At 63.4% G+C, this 24,632-nt stretch carries 24 protein-coding genes and 1 tRNA gene; 16 read left to right on the top strand and 9 right to left on the bottom strand.

Going from position 1 to position 24,632, the window contains the following annotated elements; genetic code table 11:
* The first annotated feature begins 51 nt into the window (after window positions 1-51).
* Window positions 52-1,698: a lysine--tRNA ligase gene (locus BMI90_RS02045; protein ID WP_078525434.1), complete on the top strand. Its 1,647-nt coding sequence runs from the start codon at window positions 52-54 to the stop codon at window positions 1,696-1,698.
* Here BMI90_RS02045 and BMI90_RS02040 read toward each other — a convergent pair.
* Complete coding sequence (locus tag BMI90_RS02040; RefSeq protein WP_078525432.1) at window positions 1,695-2,552, bottom strand: CHAD domain-containing protein; 858 nt, start codon at window positions 2,550-2,552, stop codon at window positions 1,695-1,697. The two genes, BMI90_RS02045 and BMI90_RS02040, sit on opposite strands and share 4 nt — an antisense overlap.
* A gap of 204 nt (window positions 2,553-2,756) precedes the next feature.
* Between BMI90_RS02040 and BMI90_RS02035 the strand changes: the two genes are divergently transcribed.
* Window positions 2,757-5,048, top strand: a complete 2,292-nt coding sequence (locus BMI90_RS02035) for a glycosyl hydrolase family 28-related protein (RefSeq protein WP_078525430.1) — start codon at window positions 2,757-2,759, stop codon at window positions 5,046-5,048.
* 54 nt (window positions 5,049-5,102) lie between these two features.
* Here the strand turns inward: BMI90_RS02035 and BMI90_RS02030 are convergent, their stop codons facing one another.
* Window positions 5,103-5,612, bottom strand: a complete 510-nt coding sequence (locus BMI90_RS02030) for a pyridoxamine 5'-phosphate oxidase family protein (RefSeq protein ID WP_078525429.1) — start codon at window positions 5,610-5,612, stop codon at window positions 5,103-5,105.
* Window positions 5,613-6,051: 439 nt separating this feature from the next.
* Here BMI90_RS02030 and acs point away from each other — a divergent pair, with 439 nt between their 5' ends.
* From acs to BMI90_RS01990, 8 genes are all read left to right on the top strand, one after another.
* Window positions 6,052-8,019, top strand: a complete 1,968-nt coding sequence (gene acs / locus BMI90_RS02025; RefSeq protein WP_078525427.1) for an acetate--CoA ligase — start codon at window positions 6,052-6,054, stop codon at window positions 8,017-8,019.
* 20 nt (window positions 8,020-8,039) lie between these two features.
* Window positions 8,040-8,714 (top strand): adenylate kinase, encoded by a 675-nt coding sequence (locus BMI90_RS02020; protein ID WP_093470023.1) that lies wholly within the window; start codon window positions 8,040-8,042, stop codon window positions 8,712-8,714.
* Window positions 8,715-8,777: 63 nt separating this feature from the next.
* Window positions 8,778-9,035, top strand: coding sequence for a DUF4212 domain-containing protein (locus BMI90_RS02015; RefSeq protein WP_078525424.1), 258 nt, complete (start codon window positions 8,778-8,780; stop codon window positions 9,033-9,035).
* Window positions 9,036-9,058: 23 nt separating this feature from the next.
* The gene (locus tag BMI90_RS02010; protein ID WP_078525422.1) at window positions 9,059-10,798 is read left to right on the top strand and encodes a sodium:solute symporter family protein; all 1,740 of its coding nucleotides are present in this window, start codon (window positions 9,059-9,061) and stop codon (window positions 10,796-10,798) included.
* A 93-nt stretch (window positions 10,799-10,891) separates the two neighbouring features.
* Window positions 10,892-12,721, top strand: a complete 1,830-nt coding sequence (locus tag BMI90_RS02005; protein ID WP_078525421.1) for a DUF294 nucleotidyltransferase-like domain-containing protein — start codon at window positions 10,892-10,894, stop codon at window positions 12,719-12,721.
* Between the two features lie 9 nt (window positions 12,722-12,730).
* On the top strand, window positions 12,731-13,267 hold the full coding sequence (locus tag BMI90_RS02000; RefSeq protein ID WP_078525419.1) for a hypothetical protein: 537 nt from the start codon (window positions 12,731-12,733) through the stop codon (window positions 13,265-13,267).
* 4 nt (window positions 13,268-13,271) lie between these two features.
* On the top strand, window positions 13,272-13,661 hold the full coding sequence (locus BMI90_RS01995; RefSeq protein ID WP_078525418.1) for a response regulator: 390 nt from the start codon (window positions 13,272-13,274) through the stop codon (window positions 13,659-13,661).
* Window positions 13,661-15,757 carry an exonuclease domain-containing protein gene (locus BMI90_RS01990; protein WP_078525417.1) on the top strand — a complete coding sequence of 699 codons (2,097 nt, stop codon included), beginning with the start codon at window positions 13,661-13,663 and terminating at the stop codon, window positions 15,755-15,757. The genes BMI90_RS01995 and BMI90_RS01990 overlap by 1 nt, the downstream gene beginning before the upstream one ends.
* A gap of 129 nt (window positions 15,758-15,886) precedes the next feature.
* On the opposite strand, the gene arsC is transcribed toward BMI90_RS01990, so the two are convergent.
* The 3 genes from arsC to BMI90_RS01975 are packed head-to-tail and all read right to left on the bottom strand — an operon-like array spanning window position 15,887 to window position 17,603.
* Window positions 15,887-16,216: an arsenate reductase (glutaredoxin) gene (gene arsC, locus BMI90_RS01985; protein ID WP_078525415.1), complete on the bottom strand. Its 330-nt coding sequence runs from the start codon at window positions 16,214-16,216 to the stop codon at window positions 15,887-15,889.
* Window positions 16,207-17,268: a quinone-dependent dihydroorotate dehydrogenase gene (locus BMI90_RS01980; protein ID WP_078525414.1), complete on the bottom strand. Its 1,062-nt coding sequence runs from the start codon at window positions 17,266-17,268 to the stop codon at window positions 16,207-16,209. The genes arsC and BMI90_RS01980 overlap by 10 nt, the downstream gene beginning before the upstream one ends.
* Window positions 17,265-17,603 carry a DUF952 domain-containing protein gene (locus BMI90_RS01975; protein ID WP_078525412.1) on the bottom strand — a complete coding sequence of 113 codons (339 nt, stop codon included), beginning with the start codon at window positions 17,601-17,603 and terminating at the stop codon, window positions 17,265-17,267. The genes BMI90_RS01980 and BMI90_RS01975 overlap by 4 nt, the downstream gene beginning before the upstream one ends.
* A gap of 92 nt (window positions 17,604-17,695) precedes the next feature.
* Between BMI90_RS01975 and BMI90_RS01970 the strand changes: the two genes are divergently transcribed.
* Both BMI90_RS01970 and BMI90_RS01965 read left to right on the top strand, forming a co-directional pair.
* On the top strand, window positions 17,696-18,352 hold the full coding sequence (locus BMI90_RS01970) for an SOS response-associated peptidase (protein ID WP_348638918.1): 657 nt from the start codon (window positions 17,696-17,698) through the stop codon (window positions 18,350-18,352).
* Window positions 18,353-18,387: 35 nt separating this feature from the next.
* A tRNA-Gly gene (locus BMI90_RS01965) sits at window positions 18,388-18,461 on the top strand.
* Between the two features lie 149 nt (window positions 18,462-18,610).
* On the opposite strand, the gene BMI90_RS01960 is transcribed toward BMI90_RS01965, so the two are convergent.
* The 3 genes from BMI90_RS01960 to BMI90_RS01955 form a co-directional block, all read right to left on the bottom strand.
* Window positions 18,611-18,760, bottom strand: coding sequence for a hemin uptake protein HemP (locus tag BMI90_RS01960; RefSeq protein WP_078525409.1), 150 nt, complete (start codon window positions 18,758-18,760; stop codon window positions 18,611-18,613).
* Complete coding sequence (locus BMI90_RS18685; protein WP_158521687.1) at window positions 18,757-18,924, bottom strand: hypothetical protein; 168 nt, start codon at window positions 18,922-18,924, stop codon at window positions 18,757-18,759. Before BMI90_RS18685 ends, BMI90_RS01960 begins: the two co-directional genes overlap by 4 nt.
* A 147-nt stretch (window positions 18,925-19,071) precedes the next feature.
* A complete protein-coding gene (locus tag BMI90_RS01955; protein WP_078525408.1) occupies window positions 19,072-19,956 on the bottom strand; it encodes a hypothetical protein in 885 nt (294 codons plus the stop codon).
* Window positions 19,957-20,109: 153 nt separating this feature from the next.
* Here BMI90_RS01955 and miaB point away from each other — a divergent pair, with 153 nt between their 5' ends.
* A complete protein-coding gene (gene miaB / locus BMI90_RS01950; protein WP_078525406.1) occupies window positions 20,110-21,432 on the top strand; it encodes a tRNA (N6-isopentenyl adenosine(37)-C2)-methylthiotransferase MiaB in 1,323 nt (440 codons plus the stop codon).
* Window positions 21,433-21,453: 21 nt separating this feature from the next.
* Here miaB and BMI90_RS01945 read toward each other — a convergent pair whose 3' ends face one another.
* Entirely contained in the window at window positions 21,454-21,822 is a 369-nt protein-coding gene (locus BMI90_RS01945) for a hypothetical protein (protein WP_078525404.1), read from the bottom strand.
* A 555-nt stretch (window positions 21,823-22,377) separates the two neighbouring features.
* On the opposite strand from BMI90_RS01945, the gene BMI90_RS01935 reads away from it, so the two are divergent.
* The 3 genes from BMI90_RS01935 to BMI90_RS01925 all read left to right on the top strand — a co-directional run bounded on the left by BMI90_RS01935 (window position 22,378) and on the right by BMI90_RS01925 (window position 24,407).
* Window positions 22,378-22,890, top strand: coding sequence for an OmpA family protein (locus BMI90_RS01935; RefSeq protein WP_078525402.1), 513 nt, complete (start codon window positions 22,378-22,380; stop codon window positions 22,888-22,890).
* A gap of 11 nt (window positions 22,891-22,901) precedes the next feature.
* Window positions 22,902-23,216, top strand: coding sequence for a hypothetical protein (locus BMI90_RS01930; RefSeq protein ID WP_078525401.1), 315 nt, complete (start codon window positions 22,902-22,904; stop codon window positions 23,214-23,216).
* A 180-nt stretch (window positions 23,217-23,396) separates the two neighbouring features.
* Window positions 23,397-24,407: a PhoH family protein gene (locus BMI90_RS01925; protein ID WP_078525400.1), complete on the top strand. Its 1,011-nt coding sequence runs from the start codon at window positions 23,397-23,399 to the stop codon at window positions 24,405-24,407.
* Window positions 24,408-24,632 lie beyond the last annotated feature (225 nt).

The raw sequence follows: 24,632 nt of genomic DNA, 5'->3' as shown, positions 1-24,632 counted from the left end.
TCAATAGGTCAGGCGCGACCGGGCGCACAGGGCGCCCTCATGAGGTATGCCATGACGAGCTTGCGTGACGCTGCGATGAAATCCAAGGCCTGGCCCTTTGAAGAGGCGCGCCGGGTGCTCAAGCGTTACGAGAAGAAGGATCCGGAGAAGGGCTTCGTCCTCTTCGAGACGGGTTACGGCCCCTCGGGTCTGCCCCATATCGGGACTTTCGGAGAGGTCGCGCGCACGACGATGATCCGCCGCGCTTTCGAAGTTATCTCGGACATCCCGACGAAGCTGCTGTGCTTCTCGGACGATATGGACGGGATGCGCAAGGTGCCGACCAACGTGCCCAATCAGGACATGCTGCGCGCGCATGAGCAGAAGCCCCTGACCGCAGTGCCCGATCCGTTCGGTGAGTTCGACAGCTTCGGCAACCACAACAACGCCATGCTGCGCCGTTTCCTCGATACGTTCGGCTTCGATTACGAATTCGCTTCGGCGACCGACTATTACAAGTCGGGCAAGTTCGACGACATGCTGATCCGCTCGGCGGAAAAGTATGATGAGATCATGGCGATCATGCTGAAATCGCTGCGCGAAGAGCGTCAGCAGACCTATTCGTGCTTTCTGCCGATCCATCCCGAAACCGGCCGCGTACTCTACGTGCCGATGAAGGAGGTCAATGCCAAGGATGGCACTGTGACCTTCGATGACGAAGATGGGCGCGAGTGGACGCTGCCGGTCACCGGCGGCAATGTGAAGCTGCAGTGGAAGCCCGATTTCGGGATGCGTTGGGCCGCGCTCGACGTCGATTTCGAGATGTATGGCAAGGACCACTCGACCAACACGCCGATCTATGACGGGATTTGCCGCGTGCTGGGCGGGCGTGCGCCGGAGCATTTCACCTACGAGCTGTTCCTCGATGCCAATGGCGAGAAGATTTCGAAATCGAAGGGCAATGGCCTGTCGATCGACGAATGGCTGACCTATGCCGCGACGGAATCCTTGAGCTACTTCATGTATCTCAAGCCCAAGACCGCGAAGCGGCTGTGGTGGGACGTGATCCCGAAGATGGTGGACGAGTATCACCAGCAGCTGCGCGCCTATCCCGACCAGGAGATCGACGCGCAGGTCAACAACCCGGTCTGGCACATTCACGGCGGCAACCCGCCTGAGAGCAAGATGGTGGTGCCGTTCTCGATGCTGCTGAACCTCGCGAGCGTGGCTGGGGCGTCGGAAAAGGAAGGCCTTTGGGGCTTTATCAAGCGCTATGCGCCTGAGGCGAGCCCGGAGGGCAATCCCGATCTCGATCAGGCGGCCGGGTTCGCGCTGAAGTATTTCGAGGATTTCGTGAAGCCGACGCTGGTCTTCCGCCTGCCCACCGACGAGGAGCGCGCGGCTCTGGAAGATCTGGTCAAGGCGCTGAAATCCGAGGAGGTCGCGCTCGATCAGCTTGCGCGCAAGAATGCGGCTGCGGGCAGCGACGAGGCTTTGCCGGAAGTCGACTACCACAGCGACGAGTTCCTGCAGTCGCTCGTGTTCGCGGTGGGCAAGAACCATGGTTTTGCCAACCTGCGCGACTGGTTCAAGGCGCTTTACGAAGTGCTGCTCGGCCAGAGTCAGGGACCGCGTTTCGGCGGCTTCATCGCGCTTTACGGTGTCGATGAAACGGTCGCTCTGATCGAGCGGGCGCTGGCGGGTGAACTGGCGGGTTAATCCCGCCAGAGCCGGTACCACGCACCCCAGCGTGCGGTCAGCGCCTCGGGTTTTTCGGCAAAGAGCCGGGCGCCAAGGGTGAAGGCCTCGGTCTCGAGCCGGGCTTGCTCGGTCGTGATCAACTGCGCGAGCGCCTCTGAATGTTCCGGATCGAAATTGTCGGGGATCGCGCCGCGCAGCACGTGCAGGTCGTGATGGTCGCCAATCAGTTCGCCGAGAATGTCGAGCGCGTCTTCGCGCGGGTGGAGCATCTCGGGCCAGATCGGCGCGAGAAGGCGGGTGTGATACCAGTGCTGCTTGACCCGCGTGCGCCAGGCGTGAAAATCCTCTTCGCAACCCGTGGCGTGGGCGGTCTTCATTCTCTTGCGGCAATCCGCGAGTGTCTTGAGCAGCCCGTCTTCATATGCTGGCCAGCCCCTTCCCGTCACTTTCCAGTGCTTCGCCTGACGACGGACGTCCCTCACCCGTTCGACGAAAAGGGCGAGATCTTCGGCTTGCGTCGTGATTTCGAGCGGCGGGAGGCTTTCGAGAAAGGCGCGGGCGGCCGCCGCACCATCGAGGTCGGGGCCCTCGCGGCCGAGGCGGGCCAGCGTCGCGCGCAAAACCTCGGCATCACGCAGCCCCGAGATGCCCCGAGCAGCCTCGGACAGTGCGGCATTGGCGGTGTCGAAGTCGTCGAAGCGCGGAGCGAAAAGGCGTAGCAAACCGCGTGTCTTCTTGATCGACTTGCGAATGGTGTGGACGGACGGGGCCTCGATCGCGGCCTGTTTGAGGGCCGAGCCAAGTTCTTCGCGCGCGATTCGGCGCAGGGATTTCGTCGGGCTCTTGTCGTCGCGGGAAATTGCGTAGGCCATCGGGTTCTCCGTCCAGTGCGGCTCCCTTCTCCCCTTAGCATATGACAGCGGCGTGACGTTGTCAGCGCACGCTCGTCTCAGGGCTTCTTTAACCTTTGCCCGTAGCTCTTTTGCAGTCGAGGCGGGTGCCCTCGGCGCATCCCGGTTTCGATCGCAGCGGCGCGGCGGACGGGGCGGGCGGGAACTTGGACAAGAGGATTGCTGATGAACGTCGCGATTACCGAAGGGCTGGTGCTGACCCCGGCCGCTTTCGCAGAAGGGCTCGATCAATGGTCGAGTGAGGACGGGATGCCGGGCTCGACCACTTATGAGGGGGCGGCCAATGCGGTGCAGGTGCCTGCCGATGCCGATTTTGGTGGCTGTCTGGAGATGCTCAAGACCCAGACGCTGCAAAAACTGCGTTACATGGGAGAGACACCGATCCTGCCGGGAACCTACCTGCGCATCCGCTCTCGGGTGAAGGCGGTGAGCGGCAATCTTCCGGAGGTGCGCATCGCGGGTTACGCGGTAAACGGAAGTGGTGCGCATGTAGGCGGGCTGATCGAGGTCGGCCCGACAGTGACGCTGCAAACCTACGGCACCGTCGTCGAGGTCGAGGCGATTGTCGGCACGGGCAGCCGCAGCGGCGTCGATATGGCTTGGGGGCTCGAGGCGGTTTACGGCCATTTCGGGGTCGACCTGACCGGTGCAAATGGTGCGGTCGTGCGCATCGACGATATCGAGATCGAGGATGTGACCGAGGCCTTCCTGCGCGACATGATGGGCTTGGTCGATGTGCGTGATTTCGGCGCGAAAGGCGATGGCGTGAGCAATGACGCGGCCGCCTTCAACGCCGCCGACCAGGCCGCCGAGGGGCGCAAGATCCTCGTCCCGGAGGGCAGCTATTTTATCGGCAACTCGATTTCGATCTCCGCGCCGATCGAGTTCGTGGGGACGCTGGTGATGCCTGCGGCAGCGAAACTGTCGCTGATGTCGTCTTTCGATTTCCCGACCTATGCGGAGGCGTTCGGCGACGAGCTGACAGGGTTCAAGAAGGCGTTGCAGGCGCTCTTCGGTTATACCGATCACAACGTGCTCGACCTCAAGGGGCGGCGCGTCGAGGTGAGCGAGCCGATCCGGATCGAGGAACTGGCCCCCGATCTCGCGAGCTTCTCGAACCGCCGGGTGTTGCAGAACGGCCAGTTCAACGTGATCGCGGGCGCGGCCTGGGATGATGAGGTGGTCACGTCGCAGGCGACCTATTCGACCTCGCTCTCGATGCAGCTGACCAATGTCGCCAATATCGCGAATATCCCGGTGGGTGCGCGGGTGAGCGGCACGGGGGTCGGGCGCGAGGTCTACGTGAAGTCGAAGAATGTGGGGGCGGGGACGCTCTATCTCTCGCAGCCGCTTTACGGCGGCTCGGGGACGCGGACCTACACGTTCACACGCTATCAATACGTGCTCGACTTCTCGGGCATGGACAAGCTCGACCGGTTCAACGTCGCCAATGTCGAGTTCCTCTGCAACGGCGCCGCGAGTTGCATCATGCTCGCGCCCGAGGGGCAGATGTTCCAGATCCGCGACAGCTATGTCGTGCGACCGAAGGATCGGGTGATCACTTCGATCGGGCGCGGTTGTCAGGATCTGCTGATCGACGGCTGCCAGTTCCTCTCGAACGAGATGTTGGTACCTGCGCAGGATCGCGTCTCGATGGTGCTCAACGTCAATGCCAATGACACCAAGATCCGCGACTCGCGTTTCGTGCGCTTCGGCACCACCTTCGTTCTCAACGGCTCGGGGCACCTGCTGGTGGGCAATCATTGGTTCCAAGGGGACGAGGAAACAAGCGGCGTGCGTGTGGCGGGGCTCGTCTTCACCCAGACCAATGTTCAATCGGCAGTGACCGGAAACTACATCGACAACTCGGTCATCGAGTGGACGAACGAGCACGATGCGTTCCCGGGGTTCTCGAACGAGTACAGTTTCGGCGGCCTGACGATTACCGGCAATACCTGCGTGTGCATCAACGTGGCGCCGTGGTTCAACTGGCTGTCGATCAAGCCCTATGGGGCAGGGCATTTCGTGCAGGGGCTGAGTGTCACCAACAACGTCTTCAAGTCGCTCAACGGCAGCATCGACCGGATCGAAACGGTGGATACGAGCTTTGCGGATCTCGATCGGGGGCGGATGCGCAACGTGGTGTTCGAAGGCAACATGTTCAACGCGATCAGCCAGATCACGCAGAACCCGGTGATGGTCGAAGTGAACCAGGGCACCGCGCAGACGGTCTGGACGGTAGATGCGGGTGATTATCTGCCCTTCGCTGGCTGGGCGCGCAACGTCCAGAGCCTCGTGGCCGAGGGGGCGGTGACCAATGCATCGGGTGCGCGGGTCACCGCGATGCCCTATGTCGCGGTCGAGCAGGGCGCCGACAAGACGCTTGCGACGATCAATTGGCCGGATCTGGCGAAGGGGCGGATGCAGGTCACGCTGCGGATGGACAACCCGATCTGATCGGGTGGGCCTTCGAGCAAAACGGGCGCGCGGGAGAGATCTCGCGCGCCTTTCTCATACGAAATCGCTGGTGGTGAGGTTGTAGGCGCGACCAAAACCGCCATTGAGCGCGGCCGCAAGAGGGTGCAGCTCGAAGAAGAAAAAGTCGGGCAGGTTGATATAGAGCTTTGATTTCGGATGGTCGGCGAGCCACCGCGCGCGCATCGCCGCGAAACGCGGGTCGTCGCGGTGGATCGGACGCGCTTCGACCTGAAGCGAGAGGCGTGGATGGGTGAGCGGGTCGCCCTTGGGGCCGGGCTCGCCCAGCAACAGGCCTGCGCGAGGATCCGCGCGCAGCGCCTTGGTGTGGGCCGAGAGGCCGGAGACCAATGTCAGGATTTCGTTCCCGGGACCGGGACCGGGGCCGAGCGCGATGCGCGTCACGACCGGGTGGCCGGTGGCCGGGTCGAGCGTGCCGATCGCGCCGAACCGGGCCCCGGCGATCAGCTCGCGCGCGAGGGTGCGCGCCTCTTCGTCGGTGGGGCGGATCGGGTTCGCGGGCGAGGGGCCGGGCGCTTGTGACATCGGGGCTCCGCAGGTTCGGGTGGCGGTCCTCTCACAGCTAAGCCTTGTCCTGCGCTGCGGCAAGCCGGGCGGCTTGTGTGACTTATCCACAGTCTCGAGCGTTTTCTGACCGGGTCGAATCAAAAAAGGGCCACTGCAGGTTTCCGCGGCATCTGCGCGGGTCTTTACCCGGCAGTCAAATTTACAGAGGCGCGTTTCTCGACCTCCCGTGAACAGGCAAGCCCCTGAAACCTCATGCCTATTTTCTGCCACCTTTTGCATCATTTACAATTTCGCGGCGTTTTGTGTGAAAAACTTAACAAAAAAATTCAATGCACAAAGGGGCTTACATGAACGTTAACGTTTGAGTTACAGTGTCTGCGGGGTAGAGTGCCCGCGATCCGTCGTGGGCTGATTGGCGGCTGTTGGGCCGCATGTCGAAATTGTTGGGAGGAAGCCGATGGCTGCTCAAGAACAGGTTTCTCAGGTTCCGGACGTGAAAGAAGTCCCTCCGGGGTTCGAGAATGCCCATGCCGATGCTGCGAAATATCGCGAGATGTATCAGGAATCGATCACTGACCCCGAGAAGTTCTGGGGTCGTGAGGGCAAGCGCCTCGACTGGATCACCCCCTACACCAAGGTGAAGAACACCGATTTCACCTTCGGCCATGTCAATATCAAGTGGTTCGAGGATGGCGTGCTCAACGTCGCCGTGAACTGCATCGATCGTCACCTCGCCACCCGCGGCGAGCAGACCGCAATCATCTTCGAGCCCGATGACCCGGAGACGCCCGCGCAGCACATCACCTACAACGAGCTTTCGGAAAAGGTGAACCGCTTCGCCAACGTGCTGCTGAGCCAGGGCGTGATGCGTGGTGACCGTGTCGTGATCTACCTGCCGATGATCCCGGAAGCGGCTTACGCGATGCTCGCCTGTGCGCGCATCGGCGCGATCCACTCGATCGTGTTCGCGGGCTTCTCGCCCGACGCGCTTGCCAACCGTATCAACGACTCGGGCGCCAAGGTCGTCATCACCGCCGACACCGCGCCGCGTGGTGGCCGCCGCACGCCGCTCAAGGCCAATACCGATGCCGCTCTGCTGCACTGCTCGGACAAGGTGCGTTGCCTCGTCGTGAAGCACACGGGCGACCAGACCACCTGGATCGACGGCCGCGATGTCGATGTGAAGGCGATGATGGAGAATGTCTCGCCGCAATGCCCGCCGCGCCCGATGAACGCGGAAGATCCGCTTTTCATCCTCTACACCTCGGGCTCGACCGGCAAGCCGAAGGGCGTCGTGCACTCGACCGGCGGCTATCTCGTCTATGCCTCGATGACCCATCAGTACACGTTCGACTATCATGACGGCGACGTGTTCTGGTGCACCGCGGATGTGGGCTGGGTCACCGGCCACAGCTACATCGTCTACGGTCCGCTCGCCAATGGCGCGACGACGATCATGTTCGAAGGCGTGCCGACCTACCCGGATGCGGGCCGCTTCTGGGCCGTTTGCGAAAAGCACAAGGTCAACCAGTTCTACACCGCGCCGACGGCGATCCGCTCGCTAATGGGGCAGGGACCTGAATGGGTCGAGAAATATGATCTGTCGGATCTCAAGGTGCTGGGGTCGGTCGGTGAACCGATCAACCCCGAAGCCTGGGCCTGGTATGACAAATACGTCGGAAAGGGCAAATGCCCGATCGTAGACACGTTCTGGCAGACCGAAACGGGTGGCCACATGCTGACCCCGCTTCCGGGCGCGACGCCCACGAAGCCGGGCTCGGCGACCCGTCCGTTCTTCGGCGTGAAGCCGGTCGTTCTCGACCCGCAGACGGCGGTCAAGCAAGACGAGACCGAGACCGAGGGCGTGCTGTGCATCTCCGACAGCTGGCCGGGCCAGATGCGGACGATCTGGGGCGATCACGAGCGTTTCCAGGACACCTATTTCAGCCAGTACAAAGGCTATTACTTCACCGGTGACGGCTGCCGCCGCGATAGCGATGGCTATTACTGGATCACCGGCCGCGTCGATGACGTGATCAACGTCTCGGGCCACCGCATGGGCACGGCGGAAGTCGAATCCGCGCTGGTCGCGCACCAGGCTGTCGCCGAGGCTGCCGTTGTGGGCTATCCGCACGAACTCAAGGGTCAGGGCATCTACGCCTATGTCACGCTGATGAACGACGTCGAGCCGACCGACGAGCTGCGCAAGGAGCTCGAGAAGTGGGTCCGCACCGAGATCGGTCCGATCGCCAAGCCCGATGTCATCCAGTGGGCTCCCGGCCTGCCGAAGACCCGTTCGGGCAAGATCATGCGCCGCATCCTGCGCAAGATCGCCGAGAACGATTTCGGCTCGCTTGGCGACACCTCCACGCTGGCCGATCCGTCCGTGGTCGATGACCTGATCGCCAATCGCGGGAACGCATGATGTCGGGCGAGGTGGAGACCATGACCGAGACGAAACCGGCCGTTCTGATCCTGCTCGGGCCTCCGGGCGCGGGCAAGGGCACGCAAGCGCGGATGCTCGAGGAAAAATTCGGCCTCGTGCAACTCTCGACGGGCGATCTTCTGCGCGCAGCCGTGGCGCAGGGCACGGAGGCCGGTCTCGCAGCGAAGGCGGTCATGGAATCGGGCGGGCTCGTCTCGGACGAGATCGTGCTGGCGATCCTCAAGGACCGCATGGCCGAGCCCGATGTCGCCAAGGGGGTCATCCTCGATGGCTTCCCGCGCACCGCAGGTCAGGCGGCCGCCCTCGACGACCTTCTGGCCTCGACGGGCCAGTCGGTCACCGCGGCGATCAGCCTCGAGGTCGATGACGAGGCGATGATCGCCCGCGTCGCCGGCCGCTACACCTGCGCCAAGTGCGGCGAAGGCTATCACGACGAATTCAAACAGCCCGAGGTTTCGGGCGTTTGCGACAAATGCGGCGGCACGGAATTCAAGCGCCGTGCCGACGACAATGCCGAGACGGCGCGTGCGAGGCTGGAGGCCTATCACGCGCAAACGGCGCCGCTGATCGCCCATTACAAGGCGCTCGGCGTTCTCGAGGAAATCGACGCGATGGGTTCCATCGACGAGATCGCCTCGGGGCTTGGGTCGATCGTAGAGCGCGTCTCGGCCTGATTTTGGGGAGGGGCGGGCCCATGAGGGGCCCGTCTGGAGAGAAACGAAAAGGGAGTTACGCTCATGGCGGACAAATCCTCTTCCAACGCCTACTGGAAGGCGAACATCCGGACGATCCAGTTGTTTCTGGTGATCTGGTTCGTCTGTTCCTTCGGCTTCGGTATCCTGCTGCGTCCGATGCTGGCAGGCATCAAGGTCGGTGGCACCGATCTTGGCTTCTGGTTTGCCCAGCAGGGCTCGATCCTCGTGTTCCTCGTGCTGATCTTCGCCTACGCGTGGCGGATGAATAAGCTCGATCGCGAACACGGCGTCGAAGAATAAGTTTCAGGGAGGACTAGAGGGACATGGATCAGTTTACCCTCAACTTGCTGGTGGTGGGCGCGACCTTCGTGCTCTACATCGGCATTGCGATCTGGGCCCGTGCGGGTTCCACGTCGGAATTCTACGCCGCCGGTCGCGGCGTTCACCCCATCGTCAACGGGATGGCCACGGGCGCTGACTGGATGTCGGCCGCCTCGTTCATCTCGATGGCCGGTATCATCGCCTTCGGCGGCTACGACACCTCGGCCTACCTGATGGGCTGGACCGGTGGTTACGTGCTGCTGGCCATGCTGCTTGCGCCCTACCTGCGCAAGTTCGGCAAGTTCACCGTGCCGGAATTCATCGGCGACCGTTTCTACTCGCAGACCGCGCGGACCGTGGCGGTTATCTGCCTCATCATCGCGTCGATCACCTACGTTATCGGCCAGATGACCGGTGTGGGCGTGGCGTTCTCGCGCTTCCTCGAAGTGTCGAACACCACCGGCCTCTTCATCGGTGCGGCGATCGTGTTCATGTATGCCGTTCTGGGCGGCATGAAGGGCATCACCTACACGCAGGTTGCGCAGTATGTGGTTCTCATCATCGCCTACACCATCCCGGCGATCTTCATCTCGCTGCAGCTGACCGGCAACCCGATCCCGGGTCTGGGCCTGTTCTCGAACGACACCAGCTCCGGTGCGCCGATCCTGTCGACGCTCAACGACACCGTCGAGGCGCTGGGCTTCAAGTCCTATACCGGGCAGCATGACACCACGCTGAACATGTTCCTGTTCACCATGACGCTGATGATCGGTACCGCCGGTCTGCCCCACGTCATCGTGCGCTTCTTCACCGTTCCGCGTGTGGCCGATGCACGTTCGTCCGCTGGTTGGGCACTGGTGTTCATCGCGCTTCTCTACCTCACCGCTCCGGCCGTGGGTGCGATGGCGCGTCTGAACCTGGTCAAGACCTTCTACCCGAACGGCGTCGACCAGCCGGCCGTGGAAATGACCGCGATCGAGAACGACCAGAACCTCGCCTGGGTTCGCAACTGGGCGAAGACCGGTCTTCTGACGTTCGACGACAAAAACGCTGACGGCCGCATCGAATACAGTGCAGGCGACAGCAACGAACTGACCGTGAACCGCGACATCATCACGCTTGCCAACCCCGAGATCGCCAACCTGCCGGGTTGGGTGATCGCTCTGGTCGCCGCCGGTGGTCTCGCCGCCGCGCTCTCGACCGCGGCAGGCCTGCTGATGGCGATTTCGTCGGCTGTGTCGCATGACCTGATCAAGTCGCAGATCAACCCGAACATCTCGGAAAAAGGCGAGCTTCTGGCCGCCCGTATCTCGATGGCCGTGGCGATCGCGATCGCGACCTACCTGGGTCTGAACCCGCCCGGCTTCGCCGCGCAGACCGTGGCACTTGCCTTCGGCCTCGCCGCTTCGTCGATCTTCCCGGCTCTGATGATGGGGATCTTCTCGAAGAAGATTAACAACACCGGCGCCGTGGCAGGGATGCTCGTGGGTCTCGTGACCACGCTGGTCTACATCTTCCTGCACAAGGGCTGGTTCTTCGTGGCGTCGACCGCGTCCTTCTCGGACAGCGCTCCGATGATCCTCTCGATCAAGTCGACCTCGTTCGGCGTGATCGGCGCGATCCTCAACTTCATCACGGCCTTCGTGGTGTCGAACGCGACCAAGGAGACCCCGGAAGACATCCAGGAGCTCGTCGAGTCGATCCGTGTGCCCAAGGGCGCCGGTGCGGCAGTCGACCACTGAGACACGGCTCGGGACGGGGGCTATCCTCGTCCCGACCTCTGAACGATCGGCAGGCGCCCCTCGGGGCGCCGCCACCACCCAAAGGACAAGATCATGGCCGCCGATCTGACCCCGATCCTCGCATTTCTCGAAGGCGTCCACCCTTACGACAACCTGCCGCGCAACGAGCTGGAGCATGTCGCCAGTTCCTTCCGCCGCAGGGAATTCTCCGAGGGCGATGTCGTCTACGCCTACCGTGAACCCCTCAAGGGCATCTACCTGATCAAGAAAGGTTCGGTTGAAGTCACCGACCAGAACGGGGCGCTGGTCTCGATCCTGGGGCCCCGGAATACCTTCGGCGAACGCGGTCTGATGCGTGACGGGCTTGCCGCGACCACGGCGCGGGTGACCTCCGATACGGTGCTGCTCGAGCTTCCGGCCGATGAATTTCGCGAACTGTCCCAAAACGAGCCCGCCTTCGCGCGCTTTTTCAACCGCGTGCGCGGCGGCGAAACACGGACGGATTCGATCGCGACGATGAAGATCGCGGATCTTCTGGCCCATGACCCCGTCGCCTGCACTCCCGAGACAACCGTGGCCGAAGCCGCGCGCAAGATGCGTGATGCACAGGTCTCCTCGCTCGGCGTGACCGGCGTGGAAGGTCAACTCGAAGGGATCGTCACGGTGCGCGACCTGTCCAGCAAGGTGCTTGCCGACGAGATGACCTTCGACACGCCGGTGCGCACGGTGATGACCTCCGATCCGATCTCGCTTACGCCAGAGGGGCTGGGTTCGGACCTGCTTCATATCATGCTCGAAAAGCGGATCGGTCACCTGCCGATCACCGATCACGGTCGCTTCGTGGGCATGATCACCCAGACGGATCTGACGCGTTTCCAGGCGGTGAGTTCGGCGGTGCTGATCCGCGATGTGGCTGGCGCGAAGACGGTGGCCGAGATGGCCGCCGTGACGGCGCAGATCCCGCAGCTTCTGGTGCAGCTCGTGGGGGGGCACCACGCGCATGAGGTGGTCACGCGACTGATCACGGATATCGCCGATGCGGTGACCCGCCGATTGCTGGCGCTGGCCGAGGCCGAATTGGGCCCGGCGCCGGTTCCCTACCTCTGGCTGGCCTGCGGATCGCAGGGGCGCCAGGAGCAGACCGGCGTCTCGGATCAGGACAATTGCCTCATCCTCGATGACGCGGTGACCGAGGAGGACATGGTCTATTTCCGCCAGCTCGCGAAGATCGTCTCCGACGGGCTGGATGCTTGCGGCTATGTCTATTGCCCGGGTGACATGATGGCCACCAACCCGCGCTGGTGTCAGCCCGTGCGGGTCTGGCGCGAATATTTCGACGGCTGGATCAACACGCCCAACCCCGAGGCGCAGATGCTTGCCTCGGTGATGTTTGATTTGCGCGCGATCGGTGGCACGGGCGTCGCGCTGTTCCAGCAATTGCAGGAAGACACGCTGGCGAAAGCCGCGAAGAACTCGATCTTCGTGGCCCACATGATCGCCAATTCACTCAAGCACACACCGCCGCTCGGTCTGATCCGCGGCTTTGCCACGATCCGCTCGGGCGAGCATCGCAACCATATCGACATGAAGCATAACGGCGTGGTGCCGGTCACCGATCTCGCGCGCATCTATGCGCTGCGCGCACGCCTGCCCGAAGTGAACACCCGCGCGCGACTCGTCGAGGCCGAACATGCGGGCGTACTCTCGCATTCGGGCGCGCGCGATCTGATCGAAGCCTATGACCTGATCGCCTCGATGCGGCTCGAGAACCAGGCACATCTCGCGCGCTCCGGGCGCAAACCAGACAATTACCTCGCACCCTCCGACCTGTCGGACTTCGAGCGCTCGCATCTGCGCGATGCCTTCGTCGTGGTGCGCACGATGCAATCGGCAGCCGGGCACGGCAAAGGCCCGGTCAGCTAAGGAGACCTCATGACGAACGACTTCATCTCGACCATGGCAGCCGGGGCGCTCGCCGCCCTCGTGGTCTTCCTGCTCAACCAACTGAGCAAGAAGTTCCGCGGCGAGAAACTGCCCAAGGTGGTGATGCCGCTGGCGATCGGCGTGGCGCTCATCGGTTACACGATCTGGAACGAATACGGCTGGTATCCGACGGTGCGCGGGGGCATGCCCGACACGGTCGTCGTGCTTCAGGAAGTCGATGAAAGCGTGCCGTGGCGTCCCTGGACCTACCTGGTGCCGATGGTCACACGCTTCATGGCGATCGATGCGGCCAAGATCACGCGCCCCGTCGCCGACAAGCCCGAGCTGGTCGAGACCGACCTTCTTCTGATCGGGCGCTGGCAGCCGCTGATGACGGTGCCCACGGTCTACGATTGCGCAACCGGCAGCCGCGCCGATCTGGTGAACGGCGCGGAGCTTTCCGATCAGGGAGAGCTCACCGGGGGCGGTTGGTTGAAGCTGCCGGCGGAAGATCCGGGTCTGACGGCGGTCTGTGCAGGAGGATGAAGGAATGTCGGGGGGGAGGAAACATCGCGTCCTGATCGTCGAGGATGAGGACAATATCGCCATCGCGCTCGACTACCTGATGAGCCGCGAGGGCTACGAGCATGACCGGATCGACACCGGGCGCGGCGCGCTGGAGCGCATCCGCGAGACCCGCCCCGATCTGGTGCTGCTCGATGTGATGCTGCCCGAAGTCTCGGGCTACGAGATCTGCCAGGAGGTCCGCGCCGATAAGGGCCTCGGCGATGTGAAGATCCTGATGATGACTGCGCGCGGCTCCGCGATGGAGCGCCGCAAGGGCCTCGCACTCGGGGCCGACGGTTTCATCGCCAAACCCTTCGAGCTGCGCGAGTTGCGCGAGGAGGTACATCGCATTCTCGACGGGGAGACGGCCTGATGGATCTCGCCCGGCTCTCCCTTCGCACCCGGGTGTTCCTCTTCTTCGCCGCGCTGGCGATCGGCAATCTGGCGGCGCTCGTGGCGGGGCTGTGGTTCGGGTTCATCCGGATCGGCGATGCGCAGGCACTCGATGCGATGGTGATCGGCGGTGCGGTCGCCGGTTTCGTGATCCTCGGGTTGATCGTCTGGGTCTGGTTCCTCTTCGATGAAAACGTCGCCAAGCCGATCGAGCGACTGTCGGGCATGTTACGGGCGCGCACCACCGCCGAGATCGAAGGCGAGATGGACGAGGATATCGCGCGCTACCTGGGTGATCTGGCCCCCGCCGCAGCCTCCGTCACCCGCCATTTGTCGGAAACCCGCAACGCCCTGACCGAGGCCGTGCAGCGCGAGACAACCCGGCTCGCGCAGGAAAAGGAACGGCTCGAGGCGCTTCTGTCAGATGTGCCCGTGGGCGTGCTGCTCTGCACTTCCGATCACCAACTGGCCTTCTATAACGGGCAGGCGGTGGAACTGCTGGGCTCGGCCCATGCGCCGGGACTCGACCGCCGCGTCTTCGATTATCTCAACCAGCCACCCATTGCCCATGCCTATGACCGGCTTCTGGCAACCGAAGACCCGGATGCGGCTTCGGACCTGCTCTGCTCGACCAAGGCCGAAGGACGGGTGCTCGCCGCCCGGATGCGGCTTCTCTCGGAAGGCGAGGATCATCATCTGGCCACGCGCCCAGGCTATGTGCTGACCCTGCGCGATGTGTCGGGCGACATGGCGTCCCATGCGCAGCGCGAGCAGCTGATGGACGAACTATTCGATCGCATCCGCCGCCCCGCCGCCGCGCTACAATCGCTGATCGGGGTGCTCACCGCCGATGACGGCCCCGCGCCGGGGCCCGAGCGCGACCGCGTCCGCGAGGCCGCCAATTCCGAGGCCACGCATCTCTCTGCCGCGATCCACGAATTCTTCGAGCGCCACGAGGCGAACCGCGCCGATTGGTGGCCGCTCGCGATGATCCGTGCCTCCGATCTGGGGCAGGCCGTGGCGGCGCGGGTCGAGGCCGAGGGGGGCTCTATCCTGCCCGTCACCGCCGCGCTGATGCTGCGCTGCGAGGGGTTCGAGATGGTGGCGCTGCTCGCCGGGCTCGTGCGCAATCTCAAGGGGCGCCACAATTTCCGGCTCGAGATCACCGAGGATGGACCCGGCGCGCTGATCGCGCTGGAATGGGAAGGCGCGCCCGTGCCGATCGCCGAGCTGGAAAGCTGGCTCGACCAGCCGCTCGATGTCGGGCTCGAGGATGTCACCGGCCACCGCGTCCTGACGACCCACGCCGCCGAAATCTGGCCCGAGAAGTTGGGCGACAGCCGAGCGCGGCTTTGCCTGCCGCTGCGTGAGGCACGCCATGTCACCAGGCGCCCGAAGCCGGTGCCGCGCGCGGTCGTCTACGATTTCGACCTGCTCTCTCGCGAGCGCGTGGCCGAGATCGCCGACACGCCGCTGATCGATCTGACCTATGTCGTCTTCGACACCGAGACGACGGGGCTCTTGCCCACCGAGGGTGACGAGATCGTGCAGATCGCCGCCGTGCGTATCGTCAACGGACGGCGGATCGACACCGAAGTCTTCGATACGCTCGTCGATCCCAAACGCCCGATCCCGCCCGGCTCGACCGAGGTGCACGGGATCTCGAACGCGATGGTGCAGGGCGCGCCCGATATCGCCGAGGTGGGGCGGCGTTTCCATAAATTTGCCGAAGGGGCGGTGCTGATCGCCCATAACGCGCCTTTCGACATGGAATTCCTGCATCGCAAGGAAACCGTGATCGGTGAGCGCTTCGAACATCCGATCCTCGACACGGTGCTGCTCTCGGCGGTGGTGTTCGGGCAGTCCGAGACCCACACGCTCGACGCACTTACCCACCGGCTCGGAATCACCATTCCCGAAGAGGCGCGCCACACCGCGATCGGCGACACGGTGGCCACGGCGGATGCTTTCCTCAAGATGATGCCTGCACTTCAGGCGCGCGGTCTGAAAACATTTGGCGAGCTGGTCGCCGAGCTGCGCAAGCACGGACGTCTGATCAAGGATCTGAACGACTAGGGGGCGCTGCCCCCGCCCTTCGGGCCCCCCGAGATATTTGGATCAAGAAGAAGCCGCGTTTTTCTTCTTCTTGATGAAAATATCTCGGGGTGAATTCGGCGTAGCCGAAGAGGGGCAGCGCCCCTGCTGTCAGAGAATTTCCAGAACCGCTTCGGGCGGGCGGCCGATCCGCGCGGCAGTGTCGGTCAGGACCAGCGGGCGTTCGATCAGTTTGGGATTGGTCGTGAGGGCCGAGAGGATCTCGTTCTCGCCCGAGTCTTTCGGAAGGTCGCTATCCTTCCAGCGCATCAGGGCGGACGCGGGCCGGTCGAGCTTCATCATCGCGTCCTGCAGTTCCGCCATGGTGGGCGGGTCTTTCTGGTAATCGCGGATCACCGGGTCGAGCCCCCGCTCTTGCAGCAACGCGAGTGTCTGGCGCGATTTGGAGCAGCGGGGATTGTGCCAGATCGTCAGAGCCATGTGTCCCTCCCGGTTCCGACCGCCTCCGCTACGCTGGCGAACCCATCGCGTTCCAGCAGGGCATCCAGGCCACGCGCGATCTCGGCGGCGAGAGAAAGGCCCGAGAAGACCATGGCCGTATAAAGCTGCACGGCCGAAGCGCCCGCGCGGATTTTCTCGTAGGCCTGTTCGGCAGAGCCGACACCGCCGACGCCGATCAGGGGCAGTCTGCCGTCGGTCAGCTTCGAGAGCTGCGCGAGCACGCGGGTCGATTTCTCGAAGAGCGGCGCGCCCGAAAGCCCGCCCTGATCCGAGGGGTTGGGCGAGGTGAGGCCGTCGCGCGAGAGCGTCGTATTGGTTGCGATGATCCCGTCGATACCGCTCTCCAGCGCCACCTCGGCGATCTCGGCCAGTTCCTCGTGGCTCAGATCGGGGGCGATCTTCAGGAAGACCGGAATCTGCTTCGCAAGACCGTCGCGGGTCTCGATCACGCCCGCGAGCAGGGCCGAAAGTGCGGCTTTGCCCTGAAGGTCGCGCAGCTTCTCGGTATTGGGCGAGGAGACGTTGACGGTCGCGAAATCGAGATGCGGTCCGGCATGGGCCAGCACGGTGGCGAAATCCTTCGCGCGATCGGCCGCGTCCTTGTTGGCTCCGAGATTGAGGCCGACGGGGATGCCTTGGGGGCGCTGCGCGAGGCGCACGGTGATCGGCCCCATGCCCTGATTGTTGAAACCGAAGCGGTTGATCGCGGCGCGGTCGGCGGGCAGGCGCCAGAGGCGCGGGCGCGGGTTGCCTTCTTGTGCGCGCGGCGTGGCGGCGCCCACCTCGATGAAGCCGAACCCCGCGCGCATCAGTTGCGGGACGGCCTCCGCGTTCTTGTCGAAGCCCGCAGCGAGGCCGACCGGGTTGAGCAGGGACAGTCCCGCGAGATCGGTTTTCAGCCGCGTCGAGGTAACGGGCCCGGGCAGCGGCACCAGTCCCATGCGCAGCGCGCGCAGCGACAGGCCATGCCCGGTTTCCGGGTCGATGCAATGCAGCGCCGCGAGCCCGGCGCGCTCGATGAGGGAGGTCACGACATTTCCTTCGGGAAGATATGGCCTGCGGCCCCAAGCGGCAGGGCATGATCCCAGACCACCTCGGTCATTTGCAGCGGGCGATAGAGATGTGGGAAAAGCTGGTTGCCGCGCGAGGGCTCCCATTTCAGTTGCGCGCCCATCGCGTCAGGCTCGAAGGCGACCAGCACCAGATCGGATTCGCCCGCGAAATGTTTCGCGGCGGTCTCGACGACCTGCTCGGCGGTGGAGAAATGGATATAGCCATCGGCCAGATCCACGGGCGCGCCGAGCGTGTGCCCGGCCTCGCGAAACGCATCCCATTCGGGGCGGCGGAAAATCTTGTAGATCAGCATCGCTTTCCCTTGCCCGAAAAGGGGGCGCCCGGTCAAGCGCGGGGCTTCAAGCGGGACTTTGGGCGGGGTAGGCTTGGCCCATGTGCGGACGCATGGCCAATACCCTTCCCGTCGATGCGATGGCGCGGCTTTTCAAGGCCGTGCCGGGCAATGACGTGCCGGATGGTGAGCGGTTCAACATCTGCCCGACCGAGAGCCTGCCGGTCTGCATCTCGACCGAGGGGCAGCGACAGTTGCGCGCGATGCGCTGGGGGTTCGTGCCGACTTGGTATGAAAGCCCGGCCGATGGGCCGCTTCTGATCAATGCGCGTTCCGAGACGGTCGCGGAGAAACCGGCCTTCCGCGAGGCGATCCGCGCGCGGCGCTGCCTGATCCCGGCCGATGGCTTTTACGAATGGCACCGTGAGGGCGAGGCGAAACTGCCCTTTTATGTCTCGCGCCGCGATGGCGAGCCCCTGGTCTTCGGCGGGCTCTGGCAGAACTGGGAGCGGGGTGGTGAATTGCTGACCACCTGCGCCATCGTCACGGTCGAGGCGGGACCGGCGCTCGCGCCGATCCATCACCGCGAGCCGCTGGTTCTCGAAAAGGAGGACTGGGCGAAATGGCTGGGCGAGGAAGGGCGCGGCGCCGCCCTTCTGATGAAGCCGCGGCCCGAGGGCATCTTGCAGGCCTGGCGGGTGGGAACGCAGGTGAATTCGAACCGGGCCTCGGGGCCGGGTTTGCGCGCGCCGCTTGCCGATCGTGCTTGAATGGTGCTGCGCGGGCGGCTAAGAGGGGCCGGAGTGCGGGTGTAGCTCAATGGTAGAGCCGCAGCCTTCCAAGCTGAAGACGTGGGTTCGATTCCCATCACCCGCTCCACTCTTCCCGAGACATCGCCGGATCATCCGCGCAACCGCCACATGGCTGTCGCGCAGTAGCAGGTATGAAGAAACCGCCCGAGGGGACTTCCCGGGCGGTTTCTCGTGACGGGCGCGCGGAGTTTGGGACGTGGGATGCGCGCCACGATCTTATTTCGTCAGGATCAGTTTGCCGGCCTTGGTGATGCGCAAGGTGTAGACCTGCCCGGCCAGGACGATATGGGCGAGATTGCCCTGACCGGTGAGCGCCAGCGCGTCATGCACGGGCAGGGCAGAGGTGAATTGCTCGTTGATGCTCATCTGCGGGCCCCCTCGATGCGGTCGAGCGCGGCTTCGAGCGCGCTCGGGGCAGGGGTCAGACCGCAGCACAGCGCATCGACGATGTCGCGCAGGCTCAACGGCGGTTCGGTCTCGTGATAAGGGTCGGCCCCGAAACGGGGGCCGGGAATGGGGGCGCGTTTCATCTCCGGTCTCCTTTATTGCAGCGGGCTCGTCGGGGATCGACTGGCTGGTGCGGATAACCTGAGTGAAATGATCGGATTTGTAAAGTTGATTCTTTCAGTCGGGTTTTACGCAGGTGGTTCTGCGCCGATGCACAAAGCGGCAGATGGTCAAAACCACTGACCGGGCTCCATCAGTCCCAGGTCCATCAATTGCTGGCTCGACCAGTCGAACCGCGCCGAGTTTACCCAGGTGAAGCTCCGGACGTCATAGGTCGAGCCGGGATTGAATTTCAGCGCCTTCGCTACCCGGAATGAGGCGATCGCGCAGGTCAGATTGTGGTGCCAGGGACAGGCATAGGTGTTGTATTCCTCGTCGTTGAACGTGTGATCACTGCGCAGGACCAGTCCGCGCTTGGCCCGAAACAGCGCGATCCGGTCAATCTTGCGGCGAAGCATCGGGACGTGCTCCTCGAAGCGCCAGCGCAGTCCGCCGAAGAAATCGAGCTGCCGTTCCTTGGGGTGGCCGTGATTGTCCGGATCGGGACGCGCGAGCGCGTAATAGCCCGCCCGGTCGAACATCGCTCCGTCGACATCAACACCGCCGGGATGGGTCTCGAGATTGCCTGCATAGAGGTCGATCACATAGCTCAGCATCGCCGAGCGGCGCTCTTCGGTATGGAAGGTCAGCAACTCGCCTACCGAACGCGTCTCGCAGAACGGGTAGAACAGGTATTCCGCGTTGAAGCAGTAATAGGCCCAAGTGCCCTCGGGCAGCGCCGAGATGATCGGGTTGAGAGCCATCGGCGCCGCATCGCGCCGCGCGAGATTGAAATCGATGCAATGGATCTTCGCGGGGGGCTCGGCAATGAGGCCTTCGTCCAGCTCCATCGCCGCGCGCCCGATCACCAGAAGCACCGGAAAGCCGAGATTGAGATGGTGGCGGATCGTGCCTTCGAGTTCGACACCGTCCTCGGCGAGAATGATGCCGACCGGACCCTTCGCGAAGACGGCGCGATGGTGAGTGAGAAACTCTGTGAGTGAGGTGTGTTTCATGCCCGATCCGGCCCTTTCGCGGGGTCTTTCGCCGCAGGATCGGGCAAGCCCCGCGTGAAATCAAGCGTTTACGGCCGGTCGCTCCGGGCGGCCTTGCGGCAAAGGGTCTTTTGGCTGTATCAGGCCCGCTCAAGGCAAACGCGCGAGGATGCCATGAGCGACGCTCCGAAGAAGCTGCACATCAAGACCTATGGCTGTCAGATGAACGTCTATGACAGCGAACGCATGGCCGAGGCGATGGGGGCCCAAGGCTATGAGCTGACCGACGATGTGGCGGCGGCCGACATGGTGCTGCTCAACACGTGCCATATCCGCGAGAAGGCCGCCGAGAAGGTCTATTCGGATCTGGGCCGGCTGCGTCCCTTCAAGGATGCCAAGCCCGATCTGAAGATCGGCGTGGCGGGTTGTGTCGCACAGGCCGAGGGCGACGAGATCCTGCGCCGCTCGGATCTGGTTGATCTGGTGGTGGGCTCGCAAAGCTATCACAAGCTGCCCGAATTGGTGGCGCGTGCAGGCAATGGGGCGCGCCCCGTGGAGACCGAATTTCCTGCCGAGGACAAGTTCGACCACCTGCCCGCGCGGCCCGTGCAGGCGCGTCCGACCGCCTTCCTGACGGTGCAGGAGGGCTGCGACAAGTTCTGCGCCTTCTGTGTCGTGCCCTATACCCGAGGCGCCGAGGTGTCGCGCCCGGCCGAGAAGATCCTGCGCGAGGCGCGGGCTCTGGTGGAAAAGGGCGTTCGCGAGATCACCCTGCTCGGTCAGAACGTCAACGCCTATCATGGCGAGGGTGAGGGGGGCGACTGGTCGCTGGCACGGCTCGCCCGCGCGCTGGCCAAGATCGACGGGTTGGAGCGCATCCGCTACACCACCTCGCACCCGAACGACATGGAAGACGACCTGATCGCGGCGCATGGCGACGAGCCGAAGCTGATGCCCTATCTGCACCTGCCGGTGCAATCGGGCTCGGACAAGATCCTCAAGGCGATGAACCGCAAGCACACCGCCGAGGAATATATCCGTCTGATCGAACGCATCCGCGCCGCGCGTCCCGATATGGTCATCTCGGGCGATTTCATCGTGGGCTTCCCGGGCGAGAGCGATCAGGACTTCGCCGACACGATGGCGCTGATCCGCGAGGTCAATTACGGGATGGCCTATTCGTTCAAATACTCGCCCCGCCCGGGCACGCCGGCAGCCGGTGCGAAGGGCGCGGTGCCGTCCGAGATCGCCGATGCGCGGCTGCAAGAGGTGCAGGCGCTGCTGACCGCGCAGCAACGTGCTTGCCAGAACTCGATGGTCGGGCGTGAGGTCGGGGTGCTTTTCGAAAAGCCCGGTCGGCTGGAGGGCCAGTGGGTCGGCAAATCCGACTACCTACAGGCCGTCCATGTGACCGGCGAGGGGCTGGCTCCGGGCGTTCTGGCCCGGGTGCGGATCACCGCATCGGCCCCCAATTCGCTCGCCGGCGAGCTCGTCTGAGCCCGCCGCGCGGCGTCAGTCTTACTTCGAGCCCGGCGGGTCGGCGGCGATTGCCTGCATCAGCGCGCGACGCAGTCCTTCTTCATCGCCCACGAGGTTGATGTCCCTGCAGATGTTGGTCGCGATCCCCATCGCGTCGCCGTAATCGTAGCCGAATTTCACCAGGTCGTTGACGAAGCTGCCCTGCGGATGATCCCAGATCGTCTCGCGCCAGGGGCCACGGAAGCAGTCGATATGAATGGGTTGCTTGCGGACCGGGCCGCAGGTGGTGACGTTGTTGGCGCGCTCGCGTCCGACCGGGCCGGTATAGCAGCTCGAGCCGGCTTGTGCGCTGTCGGCGAGCACCATGCCGGACAGCAGCACGGAAGCGGTGATTGCAATGAACTTCATCTCAGAGACACTCCTGGTCGGGCAGCCCTTGTTTCGGGCAGCGAAAATGATCCCGACGCCCGCCATCCCTACTAAGCCGGCGTCGACCCGCGCTATTCTTCTGTCATTTTTCGTATTTTGGCGAGACTTTGTCGGCATTTACGCCTCTCTGGGGGACAATCTGGATCAAAAATCCGAGATGTTTTTCTGATTGCTACAGTATTCCCGTTTAGGGCGAGTTCTTGCCATATTTCACACCCGGATTTCCGCAGCTCGGCCGGTGGCGCCCAAGAGAGTGCGCGATTCGCGGACGGAGGTGCGTATCGTGCAGGTGCAAGACAAGGATCAGCGCGTCCTTGAGGCATCTGGCCCGAGTCTCGCGCTTCGCGCCGTGTAGGCCACAATATGTGGAGATTGTTCCTTTCTAACCCACAAATTTTCGTTACAATGGCAAGAGTTAACAATGCAGGGCCGGCGGCGCGAATTTTGCCGAGCAAGCCCTCGGAGCAAGGGACGCTGGCGGATATGATATTTTCTTCCTTTGTAACTCGTTTTGCAGGGGTGTTGGGGGTGGCCATGATCGCTCTCGCAACGGCGCCTCTGCCGGTCGCCGCGCAACAGAAAGGCGCAGCCCCTGAGACCTACAAGCCGACGATCTGGATTGATCCCGACGGCTGCGAGCATTGGGTCATGGATGACGGCGCCGAAGGGTACATGGATGCACGCAAGACCCGCGACGGTCGTCCGGTCTGTCACCGCAATGTCTGCGGCATCGTCCCCACCGATCAGCTCTTCGCGACCAACCGTTCCGGGATCTCGGCTTCGGGCCGGGAATACCTGCGCAAGTTTTTCACCAGCGCGCAGGCCCGGGCCTTCATCATTACCGGCCATACCGACAGTCGCGCTTCGGACGAATATAACATGCGGCTGTCCAAGCGTCGGGCCGAGGCGGTCGCCTCGGTGGCCAAATCCGTCGGTGCGTCGGTTCTGGCGGTGAACTGGTATGGCGAGCGGATGCCGCGTGCGACCAACAAGACGGCAGTGGGTATGGCCCAGAACCGTCGGGTCGAGATCATCTGCGTGAAGTGAGGGCTGGGGACATGGCAATTCTGAAATACCTGACGCTGGCTGCGGCTGCGCTTTCGATCTCGGGCTGCGCCGCGCTCGACATGGGCGATGTCGGACCGGACAAATCCATCGACCGTGGCGTCGACGCAAAACATCTCAGCCAGCTCAAGGCCGGGGTCTGGATCGACCCCGAAGGCTGCGATCACTGGATTATCGACGATGGCGTCGAGGGCTACCTGACCGCCCGAGTCGATGATTACGGACGCCCGATCTGTTCGGGCGCAGGGCCCGCCAATACTGTCGTGGGCCCCTTCAAATCCGGCTCGACTGTCGAAGATCCGCTCTGATCGAAAACCGATTTGCACAAAATTTGTGCAAAAGGCTCGCGCGCATTGCCGCGCGGGCCTTTTTGTTTCGGTTTGATGAAATCTGGCCCCGGTTGCCCGGGGCTCACGAAACCAGTGCTTGCGTGAATCTCCGGTCGGAGGCACCATATCTTTACCATACCAGCTAGGGAGACACTGTTTTTGGGCTTCAGCGCGATCACACCCCCGCCCCGCACTCAGGATGCTCACGAGACGCTTCTTGAGTTCCCCGACAACCGGCTGTTGATCGACCTGTGCGGTGAATTTGACCGCAACCTGGCCCAGATAGAGCACAAGCTCCAGGTGCATATCCTGCGACGCGGCAACCAGTTGGCCGTGGTCGGCGGGCAAGAGGCGCAGCTTCAGGCGGCTTCGGTTCTCCATCAGCTCTATCAGCGTCTCGAACAGGGCAAATCGATCGACGCGGAAGAGGTGGATGCCGCGCTGCGCATGGCCGATCTGGGCGGGGCTGGCACGTCGATGGACGAACAGCTCGAGATGTTCGAGGCCGGCAAATACGAGATCCGCACCCGCAAGAAGCAGGTCGAGCCGCGCACCGAGGCGCAGAAGGCCTATGTCAAACACCTCTTCGAGAACGAGCTGGCCTTCGGGATCGGCCCGGCGGGCACCGGCAAGACCTATCTCGCCGTCGCCGTCGGCGTAACGATGCTGGTGGGCGGCCATGTCGACAAGATCATCCTCTCGCGTCCGGCCGTGGAGGCGGGCGAGCGTCTGGGCTTCCTGCCCGGCGACATGAAGGAGAAGGTCGATCCCTACATGCAGCCGCTCTATGACGCGCTGAATGATTTCCTGCCCGCCAAGCAGCTCGCGAAGCTGATGGAGGAAAAGCGCATCGAGATTGCGCCCTTGGCCTTCATGCGGGGCCGCACATTGTCGAATGCCTTCGTGGTGCTCGATGAGGCGCAGAACGCGACGACGATGCAGATGAAGATGTTCCTCACACGTCTGGGCCAAGGCTCGCGCATGGTGATCACTGGCGACCGCTCGCAGGTCGACCTGCCGCGCGGCATGCCCTCGGGACTCGCCGATGCCGAACGCATCCTCGGCCATGTCGAGGGGATCAGCTTCAACTACTTCACCGCCAAGGACGTGGTGCGGCACCCGATGGTCGCGAAGATCATCGACGCCTACGACAAGGCCGAAGGCGAGTAACGCGGCCCAACGGCTTTTCCTCTCGCTCCTGCCTGCGTGCCGGGGCGAGAGACACTCTCGTTCCTCGCCAAGACTGGAAATCACCTGCCCGAGCTGTGGGGAGAAGGTCTGGTTTCGTTATGAGCGACGGCGGGACGTGTAACTGAGGGACGCGCCCGAGCCTCGGGTGGGCGCTCTGCGACCTCAGTGGTCTACACTTTGTCTCAAAAGCCCGCAGGTCGCTTG

The sequence above is a fragment of the Thioclava sp. L04-15 genome (assembly GCF_002020275.1).
GTDB classification, from domain to species: domain Bacteria; phylum Pseudomonadota; class Alphaproteobacteria; order Rhodobacterales; family Rhodobacteraceae; genus Thioclava; species Thioclava marina.
Note: the sequence above shows the minus strand (reverse complement) of the source record. Positions and strands in the feature narration are given on the sequence as shown.

Excerpts from the sequence above, each read along its gene's own strand:
- BMI90_RS02045 (WP_078525434.1), top strand. The coding sequence starts at position 52 with ATGACGAGCTTGCGTGACGCTGCGATGAAATCCAAGGCCTGGCCCTTT.
- BMI90_RS02040 (WP_078525432.1), bottom strand. The coding sequence starts at position 2,552 with ATGGCCTACGCAATTTCCCGCGACGACAAGAGCCCGACGAAATCCCTG.
- BMI90_RS02035 (WP_078525430.1), top strand. The coding sequence starts at position 2,757 with ATGAACGTCGCGATTACCGAAGGGCTGGTGCTGACCCCGGCCGCTTTC.
- BMI90_RS02030 (WP_078525429.1), bottom strand. The coding sequence starts at position 5,612 with ATGTCACAAGCGCCCGGCCCCTCGCCCGCGAACCCGATCCGCCCCACC.
- acs (WP_078525427.1), top strand. The coding sequence starts at position 6,052 with ATGGCTGCTCAAGAACAGGTTTCTCAGGTTCCGGACGTGAAAGAAGTC.
- BMI90_RS02020 (WP_093470023.1), top strand. The coding sequence starts at position 8,040 with ATGACCGAGACGAAACCGGCCGTTCTGATCCTGCTCGGGCCTCCGGGC.
- BMI90_RS02015 (WP_078525424.1), top strand. The coding sequence starts at position 8,778 with ATGGCGGACAAATCCTCTTCCAACGCCTACTGGAAGGCGAACATCCGG.
- BMI90_RS02010 (WP_078525422.1), top strand. The coding sequence starts at position 9,059 with ATGGATCAGTTTACCCTCAACTTGCTGGTGGTGGGCGCGACCTTCGTG.
- BMI90_RS02005 (WP_078525421.1), top strand. The coding sequence starts at position 10,892 with ATGGCCGCCGATCTGACCCCGATCCTCGCATTTCTCGAAGGCGTCCAC.
- BMI90_RS02000 (WP_078525419.1), top strand. The coding sequence starts at position 12,731 with ATGACGAACGACTTCATCTCGACCATGGCAGCCGGGGCGCTCGCCGCC.
- BMI90_RS01995 (WP_078525418.1), top strand. The coding sequence starts at position 13,272 with ATGTCGGGGGGGAGGAAACATCGCGTCCTGATCGTCGAGGATGAGGAC.
- BMI90_RS01990 (WP_078525417.1), top strand. The coding sequence starts at position 13,661 with ATGGATCTCGCCCGGCTCTCCCTTCGCACCCGGGTGTTCCTCTTCTTC.
- arsC (WP_078525415.1), bottom strand. The coding sequence starts at position 16,216 with ATGGCTCTGACGATCTGGCACAATCCCCGCTGCTCCAAATCGCGCCAG.
- BMI90_RS01975 (WP_078525412.1), bottom strand. The coding sequence starts at position 17,603 with ATGCTGATCTACAAGATTTTCCGCCGCCCCGAATGGGATGCGTTTCGC.
- BMI90_RS01970 (WP_348638918.1), top strand. The coding sequence starts at position 17,696 with ATGGCCAATACCCTTCCCGTCGATGCGATGGCGCGGCTTTTCAAGGCC.
- BMI90_RS01960 (WP_078525409.1), bottom strand. The coding sequence starts at position 18,760 with ATGAGCATCAACGAGCAATTCACCTCTGCCCTGCCCGTGCATGACGCG.
- BMI90_RS18685 (WP_158521687.1), bottom strand. The coding sequence starts at position 18,924 with ATGAAACGCGCCCCCATTCCCGGCCCCCGTTTCGGGGCCGACCCTTAT.
- BMI90_RS01955 (WP_078525408.1), bottom strand. The coding sequence starts at position 19,956 with ATGAAACACACCTCACTCACAGAGTTTCTCACTCACCATCGCGCCGTC.
- miaB (WP_078525406.1), top strand. The coding sequence starts at position 20,110 with ATGAGCGACGCTCCGAAGAAGCTGCACATCAAGACCTATGGCTGTCAG.
- BMI90_RS01945 (WP_078525404.1), bottom strand. The coding sequence starts at position 21,822 with ATGAAGTTCATTGCAATCACCGCTTCCGTGCTGCTGTCCGGCATGGTG.
- BMI90_RS01935 (WP_078525402.1), top strand. The coding sequence starts at position 22,378 with ATGATCGCTCTCGCAACGGCGCCTCTGCCGGTCGCCGCGCAACAGAAA.
- BMI90_RS01930 (WP_078525401.1), top strand. The coding sequence starts at position 22,902 with ATGGCAATTCTGAAATACCTGACGCTGGCTGCGGCTGCGCTTTCGATC.